We start from the raw sequence: 16,157 nt of genomic DNA, 5'->3' as shown, positions 1-16,157 counted from the left end.
GGTGTACCAGATGGCGCCGGGCCCATCGCCGGCCCGGGCGGAGGGTGCGACGACGCCGGCCGTGGCCACACTGGCGGCCAAGGTGGCCGGCGCGGCAGCCAGGCGGGCAATCACCCGGCGACTCCAGGTCACCGTCATGCGCGTGCGCTTGCGTCCGACGGGCGCACACACCACCCAGGGCCGAGCACCGTCCGGACCCGCCCGCCGTCAGCCCTCCCGGCCCGTATCCGCCGGCAGCCCACCGTGCTCACGGCCGCTAACAGACCCTGTGGTAGGGAACGTCCGCCACATACACCCGCCATTCCGCGCGGGACAGCCCGCCTCCGGCGCGGCGGCACACCGTCTCGGCCACGCGGTCCGGGTCGAGGGTGACGCGCTGAAGCGGCACGTGTTCGCCCGCGACGTGCAGGCCGCCGCCGTCGTCGGTGAAGGCGAGGGCGAGGACGCGGTCGCCGGCCGTGGGCAGGTCGGTGCCCAGCCGGCGGCGGGAGTCGACGTCCCACAGCCGTACGGTGCCCTGCGCCCCGGCCGCGGCCAGCACGCTGCCGTCCGGGGAGAACACCAGCGCGGTCGTCTCCTCCTGTTCACCCGTGGCGCCCCTGAAGTAGCCGCCGGGCAGCGTGCCCAGCGAGGTGGCCCGCTCGACGTCCCACACCGTGATGCCGCCGTCGATGTCCGCGAAGGCGGCGCGCTTGCCGTCGGGGCTCAGGACACTCGCACAGGCGCAGTCCATCGTCTTCCGTGGCCGGCCGTGGCCGTCGGCCGGCAGCAGGGTTCCGTCGCTCATCAACAGGACAGCGCCGTCGTAGGACATGGAGATGACGGAGTCCCCGGCACCGTCGTCGTCCTGCCCGCTCGCCGAGTCCCGGGAGCGGATGTCCCCGGTCTTCCGGCCGCTGCCGGCGTCCCACACGGTCACCGTCGCGTCGTCGATGCCGGTGGTCAGCAGTGACCGGCCGTCCGGGCTGAGCACCCACCCGGCCAAGGGCATGTCGTCGTCGTAGGGCTTCAGTTCGGTGAGCTTCCGGTTGCGGACGGTGTCCCACACGGTGATGCGCGTCGGCCCCATCGGGTCGGCCGGGCCCGAACCGAAGGCGAGGCGTCGGCCGTCGGCGCTGAGGAACAGCGCCGTCCCGCCGCCCTCGCTCATGGCGTCGGACTCCGCGGGCACCCCGGGAACGCTGATCGTGTACCGCGGCCGGCCGGTCCGCCCGTCGTGGATCCGCAGCCGGGCCGGGCCCTTGCCGCCGCTGTCCAGAACGGCCAGGACCGAGCCGTCGGCACTCAGGGCCGCCGCGGCGGCGGGGCGCGTGCTCCAGTGCGGCGACAGGGCGCTGCCGATGTCGACACCGTGGACGACGGTCACCCCGTCCGCACCGGCGGCGGTGTAGCGCAGGACGCGGGCGGTGGTGTCGATGCGGACGTCGTCCGGCTGGATGTCGGTCAGCGGGTAGCGGACCACGGGCGCTTGGGGGTGGTCGAGCCGCCACAGCAGGAGGTCGTTGCCGCCCACCCCGGCCAGGAGTGTGCCGTCCGCGCTGAACACGTAGCTCAGCGGCGCCACTTGAGCGAGCCGGGGCGGTTGGCTTCCGGTCCGGACGGTGACCCGCCGTATCCCCGTCGTGTCCGTCGTCGTCAGGGTGCGGCCGTCGGGCGAGAACTGAAGCCTGGCCTCCGGTCCGCAGGCGAACCGCTTGCGCCAGCCCGTGTCGGCACGGCGCCGGGCCGGGATGTCCCAGACCCTGACGCCGCCCTGCACACACATCGCGACCAGCCGGTTGTCGGGGCTGATGTCGCCGCCGCCGGCCGTCTCCAGCGCCTTGGCGGTGTGGGTGAACAGGCGGTGCCCGCTGTCGGTGTCCCACACCTCCAGGCGGTTGCCGGTGAGGAAGAGGTAGGCGTGCCCGCTGGAGCTGAAGCCGAACTCCGCCCGGGTGCCGCTCGCCGCGCCGACCAGTGCGCCGCCCTCCCCGCCGGCATCCTCGGGGTCTCCTTCCGGCGGCTCTTCCAGCGCGCCGGAGCCGTCGTCGTCGGGCCCCAGGACCGGGCCGTGGTACCGGCCGGTGCGGGTGTCCCACATGCGGACGCGCAGGCCGTCCTCGCCGGCCGGCACGGACACGTAACGCCCGTCGGGGCTCAGGTCGCCCATGGCGAGGTCCTCCATGCCGGCGGGCAGCCGTCTGCTGTCGGTCACCCGGTGCGTCACCAGGTCCCGGCGGACGAACCTGCCGTCGCCCAGGCCGAAGAGGGTCCGCCCGTCCGGACTGAGCAGCTGGGTGTCCGTGGGGCCGGGCACGGTGAACGTGGGCAGGTCGCGCTGGGCGAGTGCGCCGATGAGGGCGGACCGGGTCTCCGGGGTCCGGCTGAGCCGCCAGGCCGCGACCCCGAGCCGCAGCGCCGTCCCCGGGTCGGTGGTGCGCAGACCGTCGGCGGCGGTGGCCGCGCGGCGGGCGGTGGCGGCCAGGTGCCGGCGTTCGTTCGTACGGTGCTGCTGCCAGGCCACGGCACCGGCCACCAGGGCGAGCACCAGCAGTACGGACACCGACCCGGTCAGCCCGCGCAGCCGTCTGCGTTCGCGGGAGTGCGCTGCCGTGCTGGCGTGGAGGAACTCCCGTTCCCCGGCGCTCAGTTCACGGTTCCGGTCGGCGGGGTCGAATGCCTCGACGGCCTCGGCCAGCCGGGTGCCCCGGTACAACGCGCCCGGGTCGCGGCCCAGTTCCCGCCATGATTCGGCGGCCTCGGTGAGCCGGCGCAGTACCCGCAGCCGGTGCCGGTCGTCCTCGATCCAGCCCCACAGCCGTGGCCAGGCGGTGATCAGTGCCTCGTGCGCGAGATGCACGGTCTCCCCGTCCAGGGTGATCAGCCGGGCGCGGGCCAGGCGTTCGAGGACCGTGTCGACGGTGCCGGCCGAGTGCGGGCCGGTGGCGCGCAGTTCGGCGCGCCGCACCGGCCGGCAGGTGTCGGCGGTGCCCTCGCCGGGCGTGATCAGGCGCAGCAGCACCCGTCGTACGAGGTCGGCCTGGCCGCTGGACAGCCCGGCGTACAGGTCTTCCGCCGTCTGGGCGATGGCGCCGCGCACTCCGCCGGCCGCCTCGTAGGCGCGCAGGGTCAGGGTGCGGCCGGAGCGGCGCCGCCAGGTCTCCAGCAGCGCGTGCGACAGCAGGGGCAGGCCGCCGGGCTCGCCGGCCACCTCCTCCACCAACTGCGCGGTCAGCGCCCGTTCGACGGTGAGGCCGCGCGCCATGGCCGGCCTGACCACGGCCTCGCGCAGTTCCTCGCGGCCCATGGCCGGCACCGGCACCGCGGCGTCCCGCAGCACTCGGGCCAGTTCGGGGTGTTCCAGGCAGCGGCCGTAGAAGTCGGCGCGCACGCCCAGGACCACGCGCAGCCGGCTGCCCGGCTCCCGGGCCGCGAGCAGCGCCTCGATGAAGCGGGCGCGTTCCCGCGGGTCCGGGCACAGCGTGAAGACCTCTTCGAACTGGTCGACCACGACCAGGGTGTCGCCGGTTTCCCCGGCGGGCCGCAGCTTGTCCGCGTGGGAGCGCGCCGGGTGCGGGCCGGGGGTGAGGACGCGGATCGCGGCGAGGGGTGTGCCGGCGTCGGCCGTCCCGCGCAGCCGGGGTATCAGCCCGGCGCGCAGCAGGGAGGACTTGCCGCTGCCCGACGGCCCGAGCACCACCGCGCACCGGTGCCCGCGCACCAGTTCCGTCAGGTCCGCCACGAGCTGGTCGCGGCCGAAGAAGACGGCCGCGTCGCCCGGCTCGAACCGGGCCAGCCCCCGGTACGGGGAGTCCCGGGCGTCCTGGTCCCCGGGGGGCAGGGCGGCCAGTTCGTCGGCGGCGGCCTGCCGGCGCTTCTCCCACGCGTCCGGGTCCCCGCCGCACGCCGTGACGTACGCCCGTGTCACCTCCGCCGACGGCAGCCGCTCGCCCGCCGCCGCCTGGGACAGCGCCGCCGCCGAATACGGGGTGCGCTGTGCCATGGAGCGGTACGTCGGACCGCCGGCCTCCGTCCGCAGGGCCCGTAACTCCACCGCGAACCGCTGGACCGGTCCCGCCTCCGGATCGATCGGGTTCTCCGGACGTCCCATCTCCCCTGTCCCCCCTTGTCCCCCTCCACCGCATCGGCGCCCTCCCCTTGCGCCGCGCTCCCAAGGTAGGGCCCGTCCCGTACGGCGGCCAGGCGGCGCGTCGGCGCGCGCACATTGATTACCTGCGCGGACAGGGGCTGCTAACCAACTCCGCGGCGACTGGAATCGGTGTCCGGCGGCACCGCTGCGGCACACCGCACAGCGCCGGCCGGCCGTACGCCGGACCGTCCGCGCCGCCCTCGATCCGCACATCTCGCACACGAAGGAGCGCTCATGACCGAGCCCGTGGAAACGCCGCCCTATCCGGTGGGCGGTGCGGGGATCTTCGACGTCGACCCCGACCAGGCCGGCGTCAGCCAGAACCCCGATGACGCGGTGACCGGAGACATCCAGTCCCTTCCCGAAGACGTGGAGTTCTGACATGGGCAACGTTCAGGGCATGCTCGCCGCCGCCCGCAAGCTGCTGGGCACCACCGAGCACCCGCCCGGTTCCAACCGCAACCTGATCACCAAGTGGTACGGCTTCACCGGCCCGTGGTGCGACATGGCCGTCAGCTACGCCGCCGCCCACTCCGACAACCTCCAGGCGGTCGGCGGCAAGTTCGCCCTCACCACCGCCCACGCCCGCGCCTTCCAGAAGAAGGGCCGCTGGCACTACGGCATCGGCGGGATCCGCCCGGGCGACATCGTCTTCTTCGACTGGTCCGGCTCCCGCTCCATCGGTGCCATCGACCACGTCGGCATCGTCGAGGCGGTGCACTCCAACCGCACCATCACCACCTTGGAGGGCAACACCTCCAACGCCTTCCGCCGCAGGCGGCGCAGCTCCGCCTGCATAGTGGGCTACGGCCGCCCCGCCTACAAGGGGGGCAGCGCGCCGTTGCCGTCCGGGGACGGCATCCTGCGGCTGGGCTCGAAGGGGCAGGCCGTCAAGACCCTGCAGAAGAACCTCAACACCGTGCAGAAGGCCGGGCTCACCGCGGACGGCCAGTTCGGGCCGGCCACGCAGAAGGCGGTGAAGACCTTCCAGACCAACCACCACCTGAAGGCGGACGGCGAGTACGGTCCGCAGTCGGCGGCGATGATGAAGGCCGCGCTGGCCGGGAAGAAGGCGCCGATCCGCCCGAAGGCCCTCGTCGCCGCTCCGGCGGTGCTGGAGGTCGACGGGGTCTTCGGCCCGGCGACCTGCGCGGCGCTCCAGCGCGCCCTCAACAGCCGTGACAAGGCGGGCCTGGAGGTCGACGGGGCGTTCGGCCCGCTCACCATCGCCGCGCTCCAGCGCCATCTGAAGGTCACGGCGGACGGCATCGTGGGGCCCAAGACGGTCAGCGCCCTGCAGAACCGCCTGGCCACGCCGGCGGGCGGCGAGTGGGACGCGGAGACCACCCGCGCCCTGCAGAAGGCCCTGAACGCCGGCTCGTTCTGACCGGCCGGCACGCGGACCGGAGGGCCGCCACGGGGGACGGCCTTCCGGTACCGCGCGGTGGGGACGGGCATCGCCCGTCCCCTTCCGTCTGCCCCCACCCCGCCTCTTCCCTCACGGACCAGGAGAACCTCTCCCCTCACGGACCAGGAGAACCGCAGATGAGCACCTCCCAGGACACCTCCGGTACGGCCGCGGCGGCGGCCTACAAGGTGGCGATCACCGAACAGCGCACCGGCCGGATCCTGCTCTTCGACCGCGACGCCCAGTGGACCGACGCCAATGTCCGATGGAGCTTCAGCACGGGCAACGCCCCCGGCTGGGACCATCCCTTCGAGATCCGCTTCCGGGACACCCGGCGCTACGGCATGATCGCGCTGATGACGTTCGGCCGGCCCGGCGAGGGCCGGGCCGCGATCGTCAACGTGACCTCGAAGGCGCACCTGACCCGGGCCGACCTGCTGTGGTCGGCGCGCATCACCAGCTACCCGCACTGCATCGAGCGCGTGCCCGACGCCGGCACGGTCGTGGTCGCGGGGTCACGGGACCGGCTGCACGTCTTCGGGCCGTCCAGCAGTGACCCGGCGACCCTGAAGGAGGTGCAGACCCTCGAGTTCACCAAGGCCCACGCCGTTCTGTGGGACGACCAGAACAAGCTGCTGTGGGTGACCGGCGGCACCGTCGTGCGCAGCTACCGCGTGACCGGTTCGATGCGTGACTCCCGGCTGGTCAAGCACGGACCGGACATCAAGATCGCCGGCAACGGCCACGATCTCCAGCCGGACTACAGCCGGCCCGGCACCCTGCTGGTCGCCGACAGCCGCCACGTCTACTCCCTCCACAAGGCGACCCGCGCCCTCACCACCGTCGTCTCGCTGCCCCACCCCAAGTCCTACGTACGCCACGCGAACGGTCAGGCCATGTGGACCACAGACCCCAATGCGGAGGATTCCGTGTGGGGCGGCCCCACCGTCCACTTCTCCGCGGGCGGCGACCGCACCCGCCCCGGCGCCCAGATCTACAAGGCGCGGCTGTACACGACGCAGTTCCACTGAGCCCGGCCGGGGGCCGCAAGGCCGGCTCCCGGAAGGCGCGTCGGCAGCGCGGGCGCGCCCAGGCCGGCACTGCGCGGCCATCGGCGGATCTCTCGATGCCCGCTTCCGGGACTCCCCGCCACATTGACAATACATACGGTCGACCGCACTCTTTGGTTATGACTACGACCCTCACCGAGGAGACCGATCCCTTCTGCCTCGCCACGCTCGACGCCGCGGCGATGCTGTTCGACGCCCCCTGGCAGCGGTACGCCGTGATCGGGGACAGCCTCTCGGCAGGGACCGGGGACAAGAGCGTCGGCTACGGCGACCAGGGCTGGTCCGATCGCGTCGCGCACATCCTGCGGCAGGTGCGGCCCGCGCTGGCCTACCTGAACACGGCGGTGAACGGCGCGACGACGGCCGCCACCCTCGCCCATCAGGCCGACGCGATGCGGGAGTTCGCCCCGGACCTGCTGCACCTCCCCTGCGGCGCCAACGATCTCCTGCGCCGCGCACCGGATTTCGGGGAGATCGAGCGGAACCTGCGCACGCTGTACGACCTGGCGGCGGCCACGGGTGCGCTGCTGACGACCTTCACCCTGGGGCGCTCCTACGTCGTGCCGGTCTTCCCCGACTGGACGGAGCGCGTGCTCTCCCTCAACGACCTCGTCCGCGCCCTCGCCGGCGAGTACGGCGCGGTGGTCGTCGACATGTGGGACCACCCCGTCAACTCCCGGGAGAACCTGCTGAGCGCGGACCGCGTCCACTTCTCCACGTCGGGCCAGGCCGTCATGGCCGGCGAGATGGTCCGGGCGCTGGCCGCCGCCCTGGCGCACCGCACGCCCTGAAGGCCCGTTCACGCCGCGCGCCCGCACCCGAGTACGATCGACCGTATGGACACTGGGGCACGTACGTTCGCCACGCGGGCGGACACGGTGTCGGTCACCGACAAACGCCTGCTCAAAGGGGCGCGGACGCGTGAGGCCGCGCTGCGCCGCGCGGTCGACATCGCCTCGGTCGACGGACTGGACGACGTGAGCTTCGGCCGTCTCGCGACCGATACGGGCATGAGCAAGGCGGGCATCCAGACCCTCTTCAGGTCCAAGGAGGTGCTCCAGCTCGCGACCGTCGAGTACGCGCGCGACATGTTCATCGACGCGGTCGTCCGCCCGGCACGCGACGCGACTCCCGGAGCCGCCCGGCTGCGCTCCCTGATCGAGCACTGGATCGAGTACGCGAGGGCACCGCTGTTCGAGGGCGGCTGCTTCCGCGTCGCGAACATGGCCCGATTCGACAGCAGGCCCGGACCGGTCCGCGACACCCTCCTTCGCCATCAGCGGGAATGGCTCGACACCATCGGGGCGGAACTGCGGACCGCCGTCGAGTCCCACGAGATCGCGGAGCTCGACATCGACCTCGCGGTCTTCCAGATCGATTCCGTGCTCTGCGCGGCCAACACGGCCCTGCGACTGGGAGACGGGGATGTCGTCGCCAAGGTCCGCCGCACCGTGGAAGACCTCCTGAAGGCGGTCTGAGCGTTCCTCGCGCCGGGCCGTACGCGACAACGGGTCGGCGCCTCGGGGGAATCGCTCACCCAAGGCGCCGGCCCTCCCACCCCGTGCCGTCACCGCTTCGCCGGCGGCGCCTTCGGCAGGAGGAACACCAGCAGGGCCGCGAGCGCCGCGACGGCGCAGGCCGTCAGGGACGTCAGCGCGAACGCGTGCCCCGCCGCGTGCACCCGGTCCCCCGAGGCGGCACCGGCATGGAAGGTGTGGAAGAACACCGCCCCGACGACCGCCACGCCCAGCGCGGCACCGACCTGCTGAGCCGTGGACAGCGATCCGGAGGCCATCCCCGCGGTCTGCGGATCGATCCGCGCCAGGACCGTATTGAGCAGCGGGGTGATCAGCAAGCCGCCCCCCACGCTCTGCAGCATCAGGGTCGGGATGACGAGCAGGGGCGTCAGCCGCGGCCCGGACAGCAGGACCACGGCGGTCGTCAGATAGCCGGCCGAGAGGACGACCGCACCCATCTCCAGCACGCGGCGGCCGTACTTGGGCACGAGCCGCCCGGCGATCAGACCGCAGACGAAGAAGGTCACCGCCGCCGGCGCGTAGACCAGCCCCGCGCCGAGGGCCGACATGCCCAGCCCTTCCTGCATCGAGACGGACAGCGCCAGATAGTACGAGGTCAGCAGCGCGTACACGGCGAGGACCAGGACGATGCCGAGCGAGAACGAGCGCTGGGCGAAGAGTGACAGCTTGACCAGCGGCTCACCACCGCGCCGGTCGACCGCTCGCTCCAGCGCGACGAAGAGCGCGAACGCCAGGGCGCTCGCCGCGAAGCAGGCCCATGTCCACCAGGGCCAACCCGCGTCCCGGCCCTGGATGAGCGGGTAGGTGAGCAGCAGCAGGGCCGCGCTGAGGACCAGGACACCGGGCACGTCGAGCTTGCGGGTCCGCTCCGCCCGCGACTCCGGTACGTGCGCGAGGGCCAGCAGAATGGTGGCGATGCCGATGGGGATGTTCACCCAGAACACCGAGCGCCAGCCGGAGCCGAAGAGATCCGCGCCGATCAGGAGGCCGCCGACCACCTGACCGCTGACCGAGGCCATCCCCATGACGACCCCGAGGACGCCGAAGACACGGTGCCGGCTTCGCGCCGGGACGGTCAGCGTGATGACGGTGAAGACCTGTGGCACCATCAGGGCCGCGCCGAGGCCCTGGACGATGCGGGCGCCGATGAGCATGCCCGGACCGCCGGCCACGGCACAGGCGAGGGACGAGACCGTGAAGACCGCCGTCCCGATGACGAAGACGCGTCTGCGCCCGTAGAGGTCCGCGAGCCGGCCTCCGGTGATCAGGACGACGGCGTAGCTCAACTGGTAGCCCGCGAGGACCCATTGCAGCTCGCTCGCGGTCGCCCTGAGTTCGGTCCGGATGGCCGGACCGGCCACGACGACGATGAACGAGTCCAGGATCGCCATGAACATTCCGATCATGACGGTCGACAGCGTGACCCAGGGCACCGCGTCCTCTGGACCCGGCCGCGCGCCGGGCGCGGTCTTGATGGTGGGGCTGGCATTCGACACGTGGGGCATCCCTTTCGCGGCAGGGCGCAACTGGCTCAGCGACTCCGAGCCCCACAAAGAATACGTACGACCGCATGCTTACTTCAATCGGTTTCTCAGTGATCACCCCCCGCCCGGCAGCCGTCCCCCGTCTCGGGCGCCCCTCCGTCAAGTGCCGCCGGGCCGAGGAGCGTCGTGATGACCGACCGGAGATATTTCTCCAGCTTGGCGTCCGGTGCCGACTGGAGCGCCGGGGGGCGGATCTCCGTGAGGACGAGGCTGGTGCCGAGCATCCAGGCCGCCAGGAGCTCCGCCCTCAACTCGGCGTCGGGACCGCCGAGGCGGGCCGCCAGACGGGTGGAGAACACCTCGCTGAAATCCGCCCGCAGCCGCGCGACCGCCTCGCTCTTGCCGGAGGACCGCAGTACCGAGAGCACCGGGTGGGTGAACTCCCCGTCCTTCGGCGCCCCCAGGAGCATGGCGCAGAGCCAGTCGGGTATCGCCTCCACCGGCTCCTGCAGCAGGGGTTCGAATATCTTGCCGGCGCCCGTCACATCGTTGAACAGCGCTTCCTTCGAGCCGAAGTAGCGGTAGACGAGAGCCGCGTCCACACCCACGTCACCCGCGATGTCGCGCACGCTGGTGCCCTCGTATCCGTACTTGCCGAACCGGAAGGCCGCGGCGGTCCTGAGCGCCGCGCGCGTGGCCGTCGCCGAACGCCTCCGGGCGGGCCGGTCGGCCACCGCTTCCGACGCCTCGCCGTTCTGTACTCCCGTCACGTCACCAAACCTCCATCGTCAGGCGGCCCGCCCGCCAACGGCCCATGTTCCAGCCTGTGGCTGCTGGCTCAAAGTCACCGATCGTTGTCATCAAACGTTGACTTGTGTTCGCTCCGCATGCCATACCTGGAACGGGTCAACGATTGATGACTTCAGTTCCTCTCTGTCCCAGGGCCGTACGACGGAGTCGGCCCGTTCCAGGTCGCCCGCACGACGCGGCGGCGTGCGCCCTTCCCGCGCGCCGCCGAGGCCGTCCCACGGGCCCCATCGACCGGAAATGGTGATCTTCTGTGCCTGCTCAACGCGTCGCCGTGGTCGGTACCGGTTACGTCGGACTGACCACCGGTGCCTGTCTCGCCTCCCTCGGCCATGCGGTGGTGTGCGCGGACGCCGACCCCCAAAAGGTGGAACGGCTGCGCGCGGCCCGGGTGGACATCCTGGAGCCCGGCCTGCCCGAGACCGTCCGGGACGCCCTGGAGGCGGGCCGGCTGGAGTTCACCGAGGACACCGCGGCAGCCGTCGCTCAGGCCGAGGTGGTCTTCCTGTGCCTGCCCACCCCCATGGGCGCGGGCGGCGCCGCCGATCTCGCCGCCGTGGAGGCCGTCGCGGAGCAGATACGTGACGTACTGCCGCCCGGCTGTGTGGTCGTCAACAAGTCGACCGTGCCGGTGGGTACCAGCGAGCGCGTCGCCGCACTGCTCGGGCGGGCGGACGTGTCCGTCGTGAGCAACCCCGAGTTCCTGCGCGAGGGACGCGCCGTCCACGACTTCCTGCACCCCGACCGGATCGTGATCGGCGCCGCCCGGCGGGACGCCGCCCGGCGGGTGGCCGACCTGTACGCCGCGCTGGACGCGCCGCTGGTGCTCACCGACCCGGCGAGCGCCGAACTGACCAAGTACGCGGCGAACTTCTTCCTCGCGATGAAACTGTCCTTCGCCAACAACCTCGCCACCGCCTGCGAGCGGTTCGGCGCCGACATCGGCGATGTCACGGAGGGCATCGGCCGGGACCCGCGCATCGGCTCCTCCTTCCTGCTGCCCGGCCCCGGCTGGGGCGGCTCCTGCCTGCCGAAGGACACCCACGCCCTGCTCACCGTGTGCGAGCAGGCCGGGGTCGACTTCCCGCTGCTGCGCGCCACGATCGACACCAACGTCACCCATCAGCGCCGGCTCGTCGAGCGGATCGCCGCCGCGTGCGGGCGCGGCCCGGACGGCTCGCTGCACGGCGTACGGCTCGCCCTGTACGGGCTGACGTTCAAGGCCGGCACCTCCGACCTGCGCGACTCGCCCGCACTCGCCGTCGCCCGGCTGCTGCGCGAGCGGGGCGCCGAACTCACCGCATACGACCCGGCGTTGTGCGAGGAGCAGCCCGACCTGAGCGATCTGGCCGAGCTCGCCGACGACCCGGTGCGGGCGGCGGAGGGGGCCGCGGCCTGCATCGTCCTCACCGAGTGGCCACAGCTGCGCGACCTCGACTGGGCGGCGATCGCCGCGCGCATGACGGGCCACGAGGTCCATGACTTCCGCAACCTGCTGGACCCGGACCGGCTCGCCCGGGCCGGACTGAGCTGGCAGGGCATCGGACGCGCGAGCGCACCGGCGCCGGTGGCATGAGCCGGGAGCGGACGAACCGCGCTGTGGCCGTCCGCGCCTGACGCGCCGCTCGACACCGCGTACGCCGAAACCGAGCGCCGCACGCCGCTCAGCCACGTCTGCCGCTCCGTCCGGGTCTCCCGCGTGCTCCGGCCGACCCCGGCTCCCTTCGCCTGCCACCGCCGAAACTCCACGAGAGAAAGGCCCACCCCCCATGCGAGTCCTGTGCACCACGCTCGGCAGTCCCTCGCACGGGCGTGCTCAACTGCCCCTGCTGCGCGCCCTCTCCAAAGCCGGGCATCAGGTCCTGGTGGTCACCACCGAGGCCCTGGCCCCCGTGTTCCACGGCGACGACGTGGAAGTCCGCGCCGTCTTACCGCAGTTCGACCCCGTCGCCATGCTCGGCCCGCACCTCGCCGAACTCCAGGACAGCGCCGGGCTGTCCCTGTCCTCGCCGGTACTGCCGCGCCTGCTGATGCGGGCCCTGGCCGGGCCGAGCGTCAAGCAGCACCTGGACATCCTCGCCCCCGTCACCCGGGAGTTCCGGCCCGATCTGGTCCTGCGGGACGGCATGGACATGGCCGCGGTGCTCATCGCCGAGCAACTGGGCGTGCCGCAGCTGCCGACACCCTCCGGGTTCTCCAACACCATCGAGCCCGAAGAGGTACTGCCCCGGCTCAACGAACGGCGCCGGGAGCTGGGCCTGCCCGAGCGGGACGATCCGCTGTCCCTCGTGGCACACGGCCGTGTCGACTACGTACCGCCCTCCCACTCCTTCTGCCGGCACCTGCCGCCGGCCCTGGCGTACCGGCAGACGGTGGACGTCGAACGGCACCAGGTGCTGCCCGGGTGGGTCGTCGAACTGCCCACGGACCGGCCCCTGGTGTACGCGGCGATCGGCACCGCCCTGCCGGTGGTGCGCGAGCAGATGGGGGCCGGGGCCAACCCGTTGCCGGTGGAACTCCCCGACGTCGCCGAGAGCCTGGAGGCGATCCTGGGCGCGGCGGCCGAGCTGGACGACTGCACTGTGATCGTGTCGACCTCCGGGGTTCCGGTGGACACCGAGGGGCTGCCCGGGCACGTCCGCGTCACCGAGCGGGTGCCGCAGCCGCTGCTGCTGGAGTCGGTGGACCTGTTCCTCACCCACGGCGGCTTCAACAGCGTCCGCGAGGCCCTGCGCACCGGCACTCCGCTCGCGGTGCTGCCGCACTTCGGGGATCAGCACATCAACGCGGAGCGCGTGGTGGAGCTGGGGCTGGGCGGACACATCACCGACCGCAGCGTGCGCGGCATCGCCGGCATGTGCCGGACGCTGCTCGCCGACCCGGCGCCCAGGGCGCGGATGCGGGCGGCCCGGCTGGCGATGCTGACGCTGCCCGACATCGAGCAGGCGGTCGCCGACCTGGAGGCGATCGCCGGGTAGCTCCCCGGGTCACAGCGCACGGGGGCCGCTCCCACGGCACGGGCGCGGCCCCCGACACCTCTCCCCCGGCACCCACTCCTCTAGGACGATGTGTGACCTCCTCCGAAACCCAACGGCAGAACGCGGCCGGGGACGCGCCCGTACGGCTCGGCCACCGGCAGATCACCACGGTGATGTCCGGACTGGTACTGGGCATGTTCCTGGGGGCGCTGGACCAGACGGTGGTCGCGTCCGCGCTGCGGACCATCGCCGACGACCTGCACGGGCTGACGGCCCAGGCCTGGGCGACCACCGCGTACCTCATCACCGCCACCCTCGCGACCCCGCTGTACGGCAAGCTCTCCGACATCCACGGCCGGCGGCCCGTGTACCTCGCCGCGATCGGCCTGTTCACGGCCGGCTCGCTGCTGTGCGGCTGCGCCACGTCCATCTACGAACTGGCGGCGTTCCGGGCCGTGCAGGGGCTCGGTGGCGGCGGGCTGATGTCGTTGGCCATGACGATCGTCGCCGACATCACCACCCCGCGCGAACGGGGCCGCTACCAGGGCTACTTCATGGCCGTGTTCGGCGGCGCCAGCATCGTGGGCCCACTGGCGGGCGGGGCCCTCGCGGACCGGGAGACGCTGCTGGGCATCGACGGCTGGCGCTGGATCTTCCTGCTCAACGTGCCGCTCGCGGCCGTGGCGGCCGTGGCGATCGTCCGCGTCCTGCGGTTCCCGCACCGGCGGGTGCGGCACCGGCTCGACTACCGCGGGGCCCTTGCGCTGGCCGTGGGGATCGTGCCGCTGCTGACCGTCGCCGAGCAGGGCCGCACCTGGGGCTGGGGCTCGCCCCCGGCGCTGCTGATGTACGCCGTCGGCACGCTGGGACTCGTCGCCTTCGTCGTGGTGGAGCGCCGGATGGGCGCGGCCGCGCTGCTGCCACCCCGACTGTTCCGCATCCGTGCCTTCCGGCTGGGTGTCGGGCTGCACTTCGTCGTCGGCATCGGCATGTTCGGCGCGATGACGACCCTGCCGCTCTATCTCCAGCTCGTCCGCGGCATGAGCCCCATGGAGGCGGGGCTCGCCACCCTTCCCACGGTCGCCGCGAACCTCGCCGTGACGTTGCTGGTGGGCCGGCTGATCGCGCGCACCGGGCGCTTCAAGGTCCATCTCGTCGCCGGCATCGGCTCGTTCACCGCCGCGATGCTCGTGTTCGCGACCCTGCGCGTGGACAGCCCGCTGTGGCAGGCGGCCCTCGGCATGGCCCTGATGGGCGCGGGGCTCGGCGCGTCGATGCAGACGCTCACCACGCTCGCGCAGGCCGAGGTGCCCCGTACGGACATGGGCGCGGCGACGGCGTCGGTCAACTTCTTCCGTTCCAACGGCGGCACGGTGGGCACCGCGGCCTTCCTGTCCATCCTGTTCTCCACGGCGGGCGGCCGCATCGCCGAGCGGCTGGCCGAGGCCCGCCGCGACCCGGCCTACCGCCGTCTGCTCACCCAGCCGGACAACGCCCACGCCCTGACGGGTGTGCTGCGTCCCGGCGGCGGTGTCGACCTGGAGGACTCGGCTTTCCTGCGGTCTCTCGACCGGGGCGCGGCGCTGCCGTTCCTGGAGGGCTACATCGCCTCGATGCGGCTCGTCTTCCTCGCCGGTGCGGCGGTGGCCCTGGTCGCCTTCCTGATAGCGGCCTGGCGGGTGCCGAACCTGACGCTCGCCGACGAGTGACCCCTCTGCCCCGAGGCCGCGGCGCTCAGCCGGGGGTGGTCCGGAACCGGCGCCGGTAGTCGGTGGGTGTGGTGTCGAGCCGGCGCCGGAAGGCTCTGACCAGGGTGTCGACGGTGCCGAACCCGCAGGCGGTCGCGACGCGTTCGAGGGTGGCGTCGGTGGTCTCCAGCTGGTTGCGGGCCCGTTCGACACGCACCGATTCGATGTAGGCGTGCGGTGTCATGCCCAGCTCGTTCTTGAAGATCCGGGTGAGCTGCCGCTCGCTGACGTGGGCGTGCTCGGCGAGCTGCGCGACGGTGAGCGGTTCGGTGATGTGGCGCAGGATGTAGTGCCGGAGCACCTCGATGCGCCGGGTCGCGGCGACCTGTTCCAGCGGGACGCTGAACTGGCTCTGCCCGCCCGGCCGTTTCAGGTACATCACCAGTTGCCGGGCGACGCGCAGCGCGACGGCCTCGCCGAGGTCCTCGGCGATGAGCGCGAGTGACAGGTCGAGGCAGGCGCTGATGCCCGCGCCGGTCCATACGTTGCCCTCGCGGATGAAGATGGGATCGGAGTCGACCTCGATCGCGGGATGGTCGGCGGCGAGTTGCTGGGCGGTCGACCAGTGGGTGGTGGCGCGCTTGCCGTCGAGGAGTCCGGACGCGGCGAGGATGTGGGCCCCGACGCAGACGGAGGTGACCCTCCGGGTCCGGGGAGCGAGCTGTCTGACCCGTTCCACCACGGCCGGATCGACCAGCGCGTGCACGCGCCGGTGTCCGTCGACCTCGACCGCGCCCGGCACGACCAGCGTGTCGATGCTCCGTCGCGTCAGCTCGTCGAAGGTGACGTCGGGCAGGATCCGGACCCCGGCGGCGGTGACGGTGGGGTCCATGGTCTCGGCGGCGAGGACCACGCGGTAGCCCGCCGCGTCCTCCGTCTCGCGCCGGGCGAGGGAGAACACCTCCGGTGGTCCCGTGACATCGAGCAGGTCGACGCCTTCGAACAGGACGATGACGATCAGTCGTTCAACGGTGTGCACGAGCTCCCCCAGCCGG

General features: G+C 72.5%; 12 protein-coding genes. 8 read left to right on the top strand and 4 right to left on the bottom strand.

Translation table 11 applies throughout. The annotated features are described in order from the left end of the window. Positions 1–256: 256 nt before the first annotated feature. Positions 257–4,090 carry an nSTAND1 domain-containing NTPase gene (locus IE251_RS12810; protein WP_189753024.1) on the bottom strand — a complete coding sequence of 1,278 codons (3,834 nt, stop codon included), beginning with the start codon at positions 4,088–4,090 and terminating at the stop codon, positions 257–259. A gap of 273 nt (positions 4,091–4,363) precedes the next feature. Here IE251_RS12810 and IE251_RS12805 point away from each other — a divergent pair, with 273 nt between their 5' ends. The 5 genes from IE251_RS12805 (at position 4,364) to IE251_RS12785 (ending at position 8,085) form a co-directional block, all read left to right on the top strand. Beyond that, positions 4,364–4,510 carry a hypothetical protein gene (locus tag IE251_RS12805; RefSeq protein ID WP_189753023.1) on the top strand — a complete coding sequence of 49 codons (147 nt, stop codon included), beginning with the start codon at positions 4,364–4,366 and terminating at the stop codon, positions 4,508–4,510. Position 4,511: 1 nt separating this feature from the next. Then, positions 4,512–5,516 carry a peptidoglycan-binding protein gene (locus tag IE251_RS12800; RefSeq protein WP_189753022.1) on the top strand — a complete coding sequence of 335 codons (1,005 nt, stop codon included), beginning with the start codon at positions 4,512–4,514 and terminating at the stop codon, positions 5,514–5,516. 158 nt (positions 5,517–5,674) lie between these two features. Beyond that, the gene (locus IE251_RS12795) at positions 5,675–6,568 is read left to right on the top strand and encodes a DUF6528 family protein (RefSeq protein ID WP_189753021.1); all 894 of its coding nucleotides are present in this window, start codon (positions 5,675–5,677) and stop codon (positions 6,566–6,568) included. Between the two features lie 158 nt (positions 6,569–6,726). After that, positions 6,727–7,398, top strand: a complete 672-nt coding sequence (locus tag IE251_RS12790) for an SGNH/GDSL hydrolase family protein (protein WP_189753020.1) — start codon at positions 6,727–6,729, stop codon at positions 7,396–7,398. A gap of 45 nt (positions 7,399–7,443) precedes the next feature. Further along, positions 7,444–8,085 (top strand): TetR/AcrR family transcriptional regulator, encoded by a 642-nt coding sequence (locus IE251_RS12785; protein ID WP_189753019.1) that lies wholly within the window; start codon positions 7,444–7,446, stop codon positions 8,083–8,085. A gap of 89 nt (positions 8,086–8,174) precedes the next feature. On the opposite strand, the gene IE251_RS12780 is transcribed toward IE251_RS12785, so the two are convergent. Both IE251_RS12780 and IE251_RS12775 read right to left on the bottom strand, forming a co-directional pair. Next, positions 8,175–9,641 carry an MFS transporter gene (locus IE251_RS12780; RefSeq protein ID WP_229896720.1) on the bottom strand — a complete coding sequence of 489 codons (1,467 nt, stop codon included), beginning with the start codon at positions 9,639–9,641 and terminating at the stop codon, positions 8,175–8,177. 95 nt (positions 9,642–9,736) lie between these two features. Further along, entirely contained in the window at positions 9,737–10,399 is a 663-nt protein-coding gene (locus IE251_RS12775) for a TetR/AcrR family transcriptional regulator (RefSeq protein WP_189753017.1), read from the bottom strand. Between the two features lie 290 nt (positions 10,400–10,689). On the opposite strand from IE251_RS12775, the gene IE251_RS12770 reads away from it, so the two are divergent. The 3 genes from IE251_RS12770 (at position 10,690) to IE251_RS12760 (ending at position 15,123) form a co-directional block, all read left to right on the top strand. Further along, positions 10,690–12,012 carry a UDP-glucose dehydrogenase family protein gene (locus IE251_RS12770; RefSeq protein ID WP_189753016.1) on the top strand — a complete coding sequence of 441 codons (1,323 nt, stop codon included), beginning with the start codon at positions 10,690–10,692 and terminating at the stop codon, positions 12,010–12,012. Between the two features lie 193 nt (positions 12,013–12,205). Continuing rightward, positions 12,206–13,414 (top strand): glycosyltransferase, encoded by a 1,209-nt coding sequence (locus IE251_RS12765; RefSeq protein ID WP_189753015.1) that lies wholly within the window; start codon positions 12,206–12,208, stop codon positions 13,412–13,414. A gap of 92 nt (positions 13,415–13,506) precedes the next feature. Then, on the top strand, positions 13,507–15,123 hold the full coding sequence (locus IE251_RS12760) for an MDR family MFS transporter (protein ID WP_189753014.1): 1,617 nt from the start codon (positions 13,507–13,509) through the stop codon (positions 15,121–15,123). 25 nt (positions 15,124–15,148) lie between these two features. On the opposite strand, the gene IE251_RS12755 is transcribed toward IE251_RS12760, so the two are convergent. After that, positions 15,149–16,141 carry a GlxA family transcriptional regulator gene (locus tag IE251_RS12755; RefSeq protein WP_189753013.1) on the bottom strand — a complete coding sequence of 331 codons (993 nt, stop codon included), beginning with the start codon at positions 16,139–16,141 and terminating at the stop codon, positions 15,149–15,151. Positions 16,142–16,157: the final 16 nt, after the last annotated feature.

The organism is Streptomyces eurythermus (assembly GCF_014649115.1).
Classification (GTDB): domain Bacteria; phylum Actinomycetota; class Actinomycetes; order Streptomycetales; family Streptomycetaceae; genus Streptomyces; species Streptomyces eurythermus.
This window is presented reverse-complemented; position numbering and strand designations above follow the sequence as displayed.

Excerpts from the sequence above, each read along its gene's own strand:
- IE251_RS12785 (WP_189753019.1), top strand. The coding sequence starts at position 7,444 with ATGGACACTGGGGCACGTACGTTCGCCACGCGGGCGGACACGGTGTCG.
- IE251_RS12765 (WP_189753015.1), top strand. The coding sequence starts at position 12,206 with ATGCGAGTCCTGTGCACCACGCTCGGCAGTCCCTCGCACGGGCGTGCT.
- IE251_RS12790 (WP_189753020.1), top strand. The coding sequence starts at position 6,727 with ATGACTACGACCCTCACCGAGGAGACCGATCCCTTCTGCCTCGCCACG.
- IE251_RS12800 (WP_189753022.1), top strand. The coding sequence starts at position 4,512 with ATGGGCAACGTTCAGGGCATGCTCGCCGCCGCCCGCAAGCTGCTGGGC.
- IE251_RS12795 (WP_189753021.1), top strand. The coding sequence starts at position 5,675 with ATGAGCACCTCCCAGGACACCTCCGGTACGGCCGCGGCGGCGGCCTAC.
- IE251_RS12810 (WP_189753024.1), bottom strand. The coding sequence starts at position 4,090 with ATGGGACGTCCGGAGAACCCGATCGATCCGGAGGCGGGACCGGTCCAG.
- IE251_RS12805 (WP_189753023.1), top strand. The coding sequence starts at position 4,364 with ATGACCGAGCCCGTGGAAACGCCGCCCTATCCGGTGGGCGGTGCGGGG.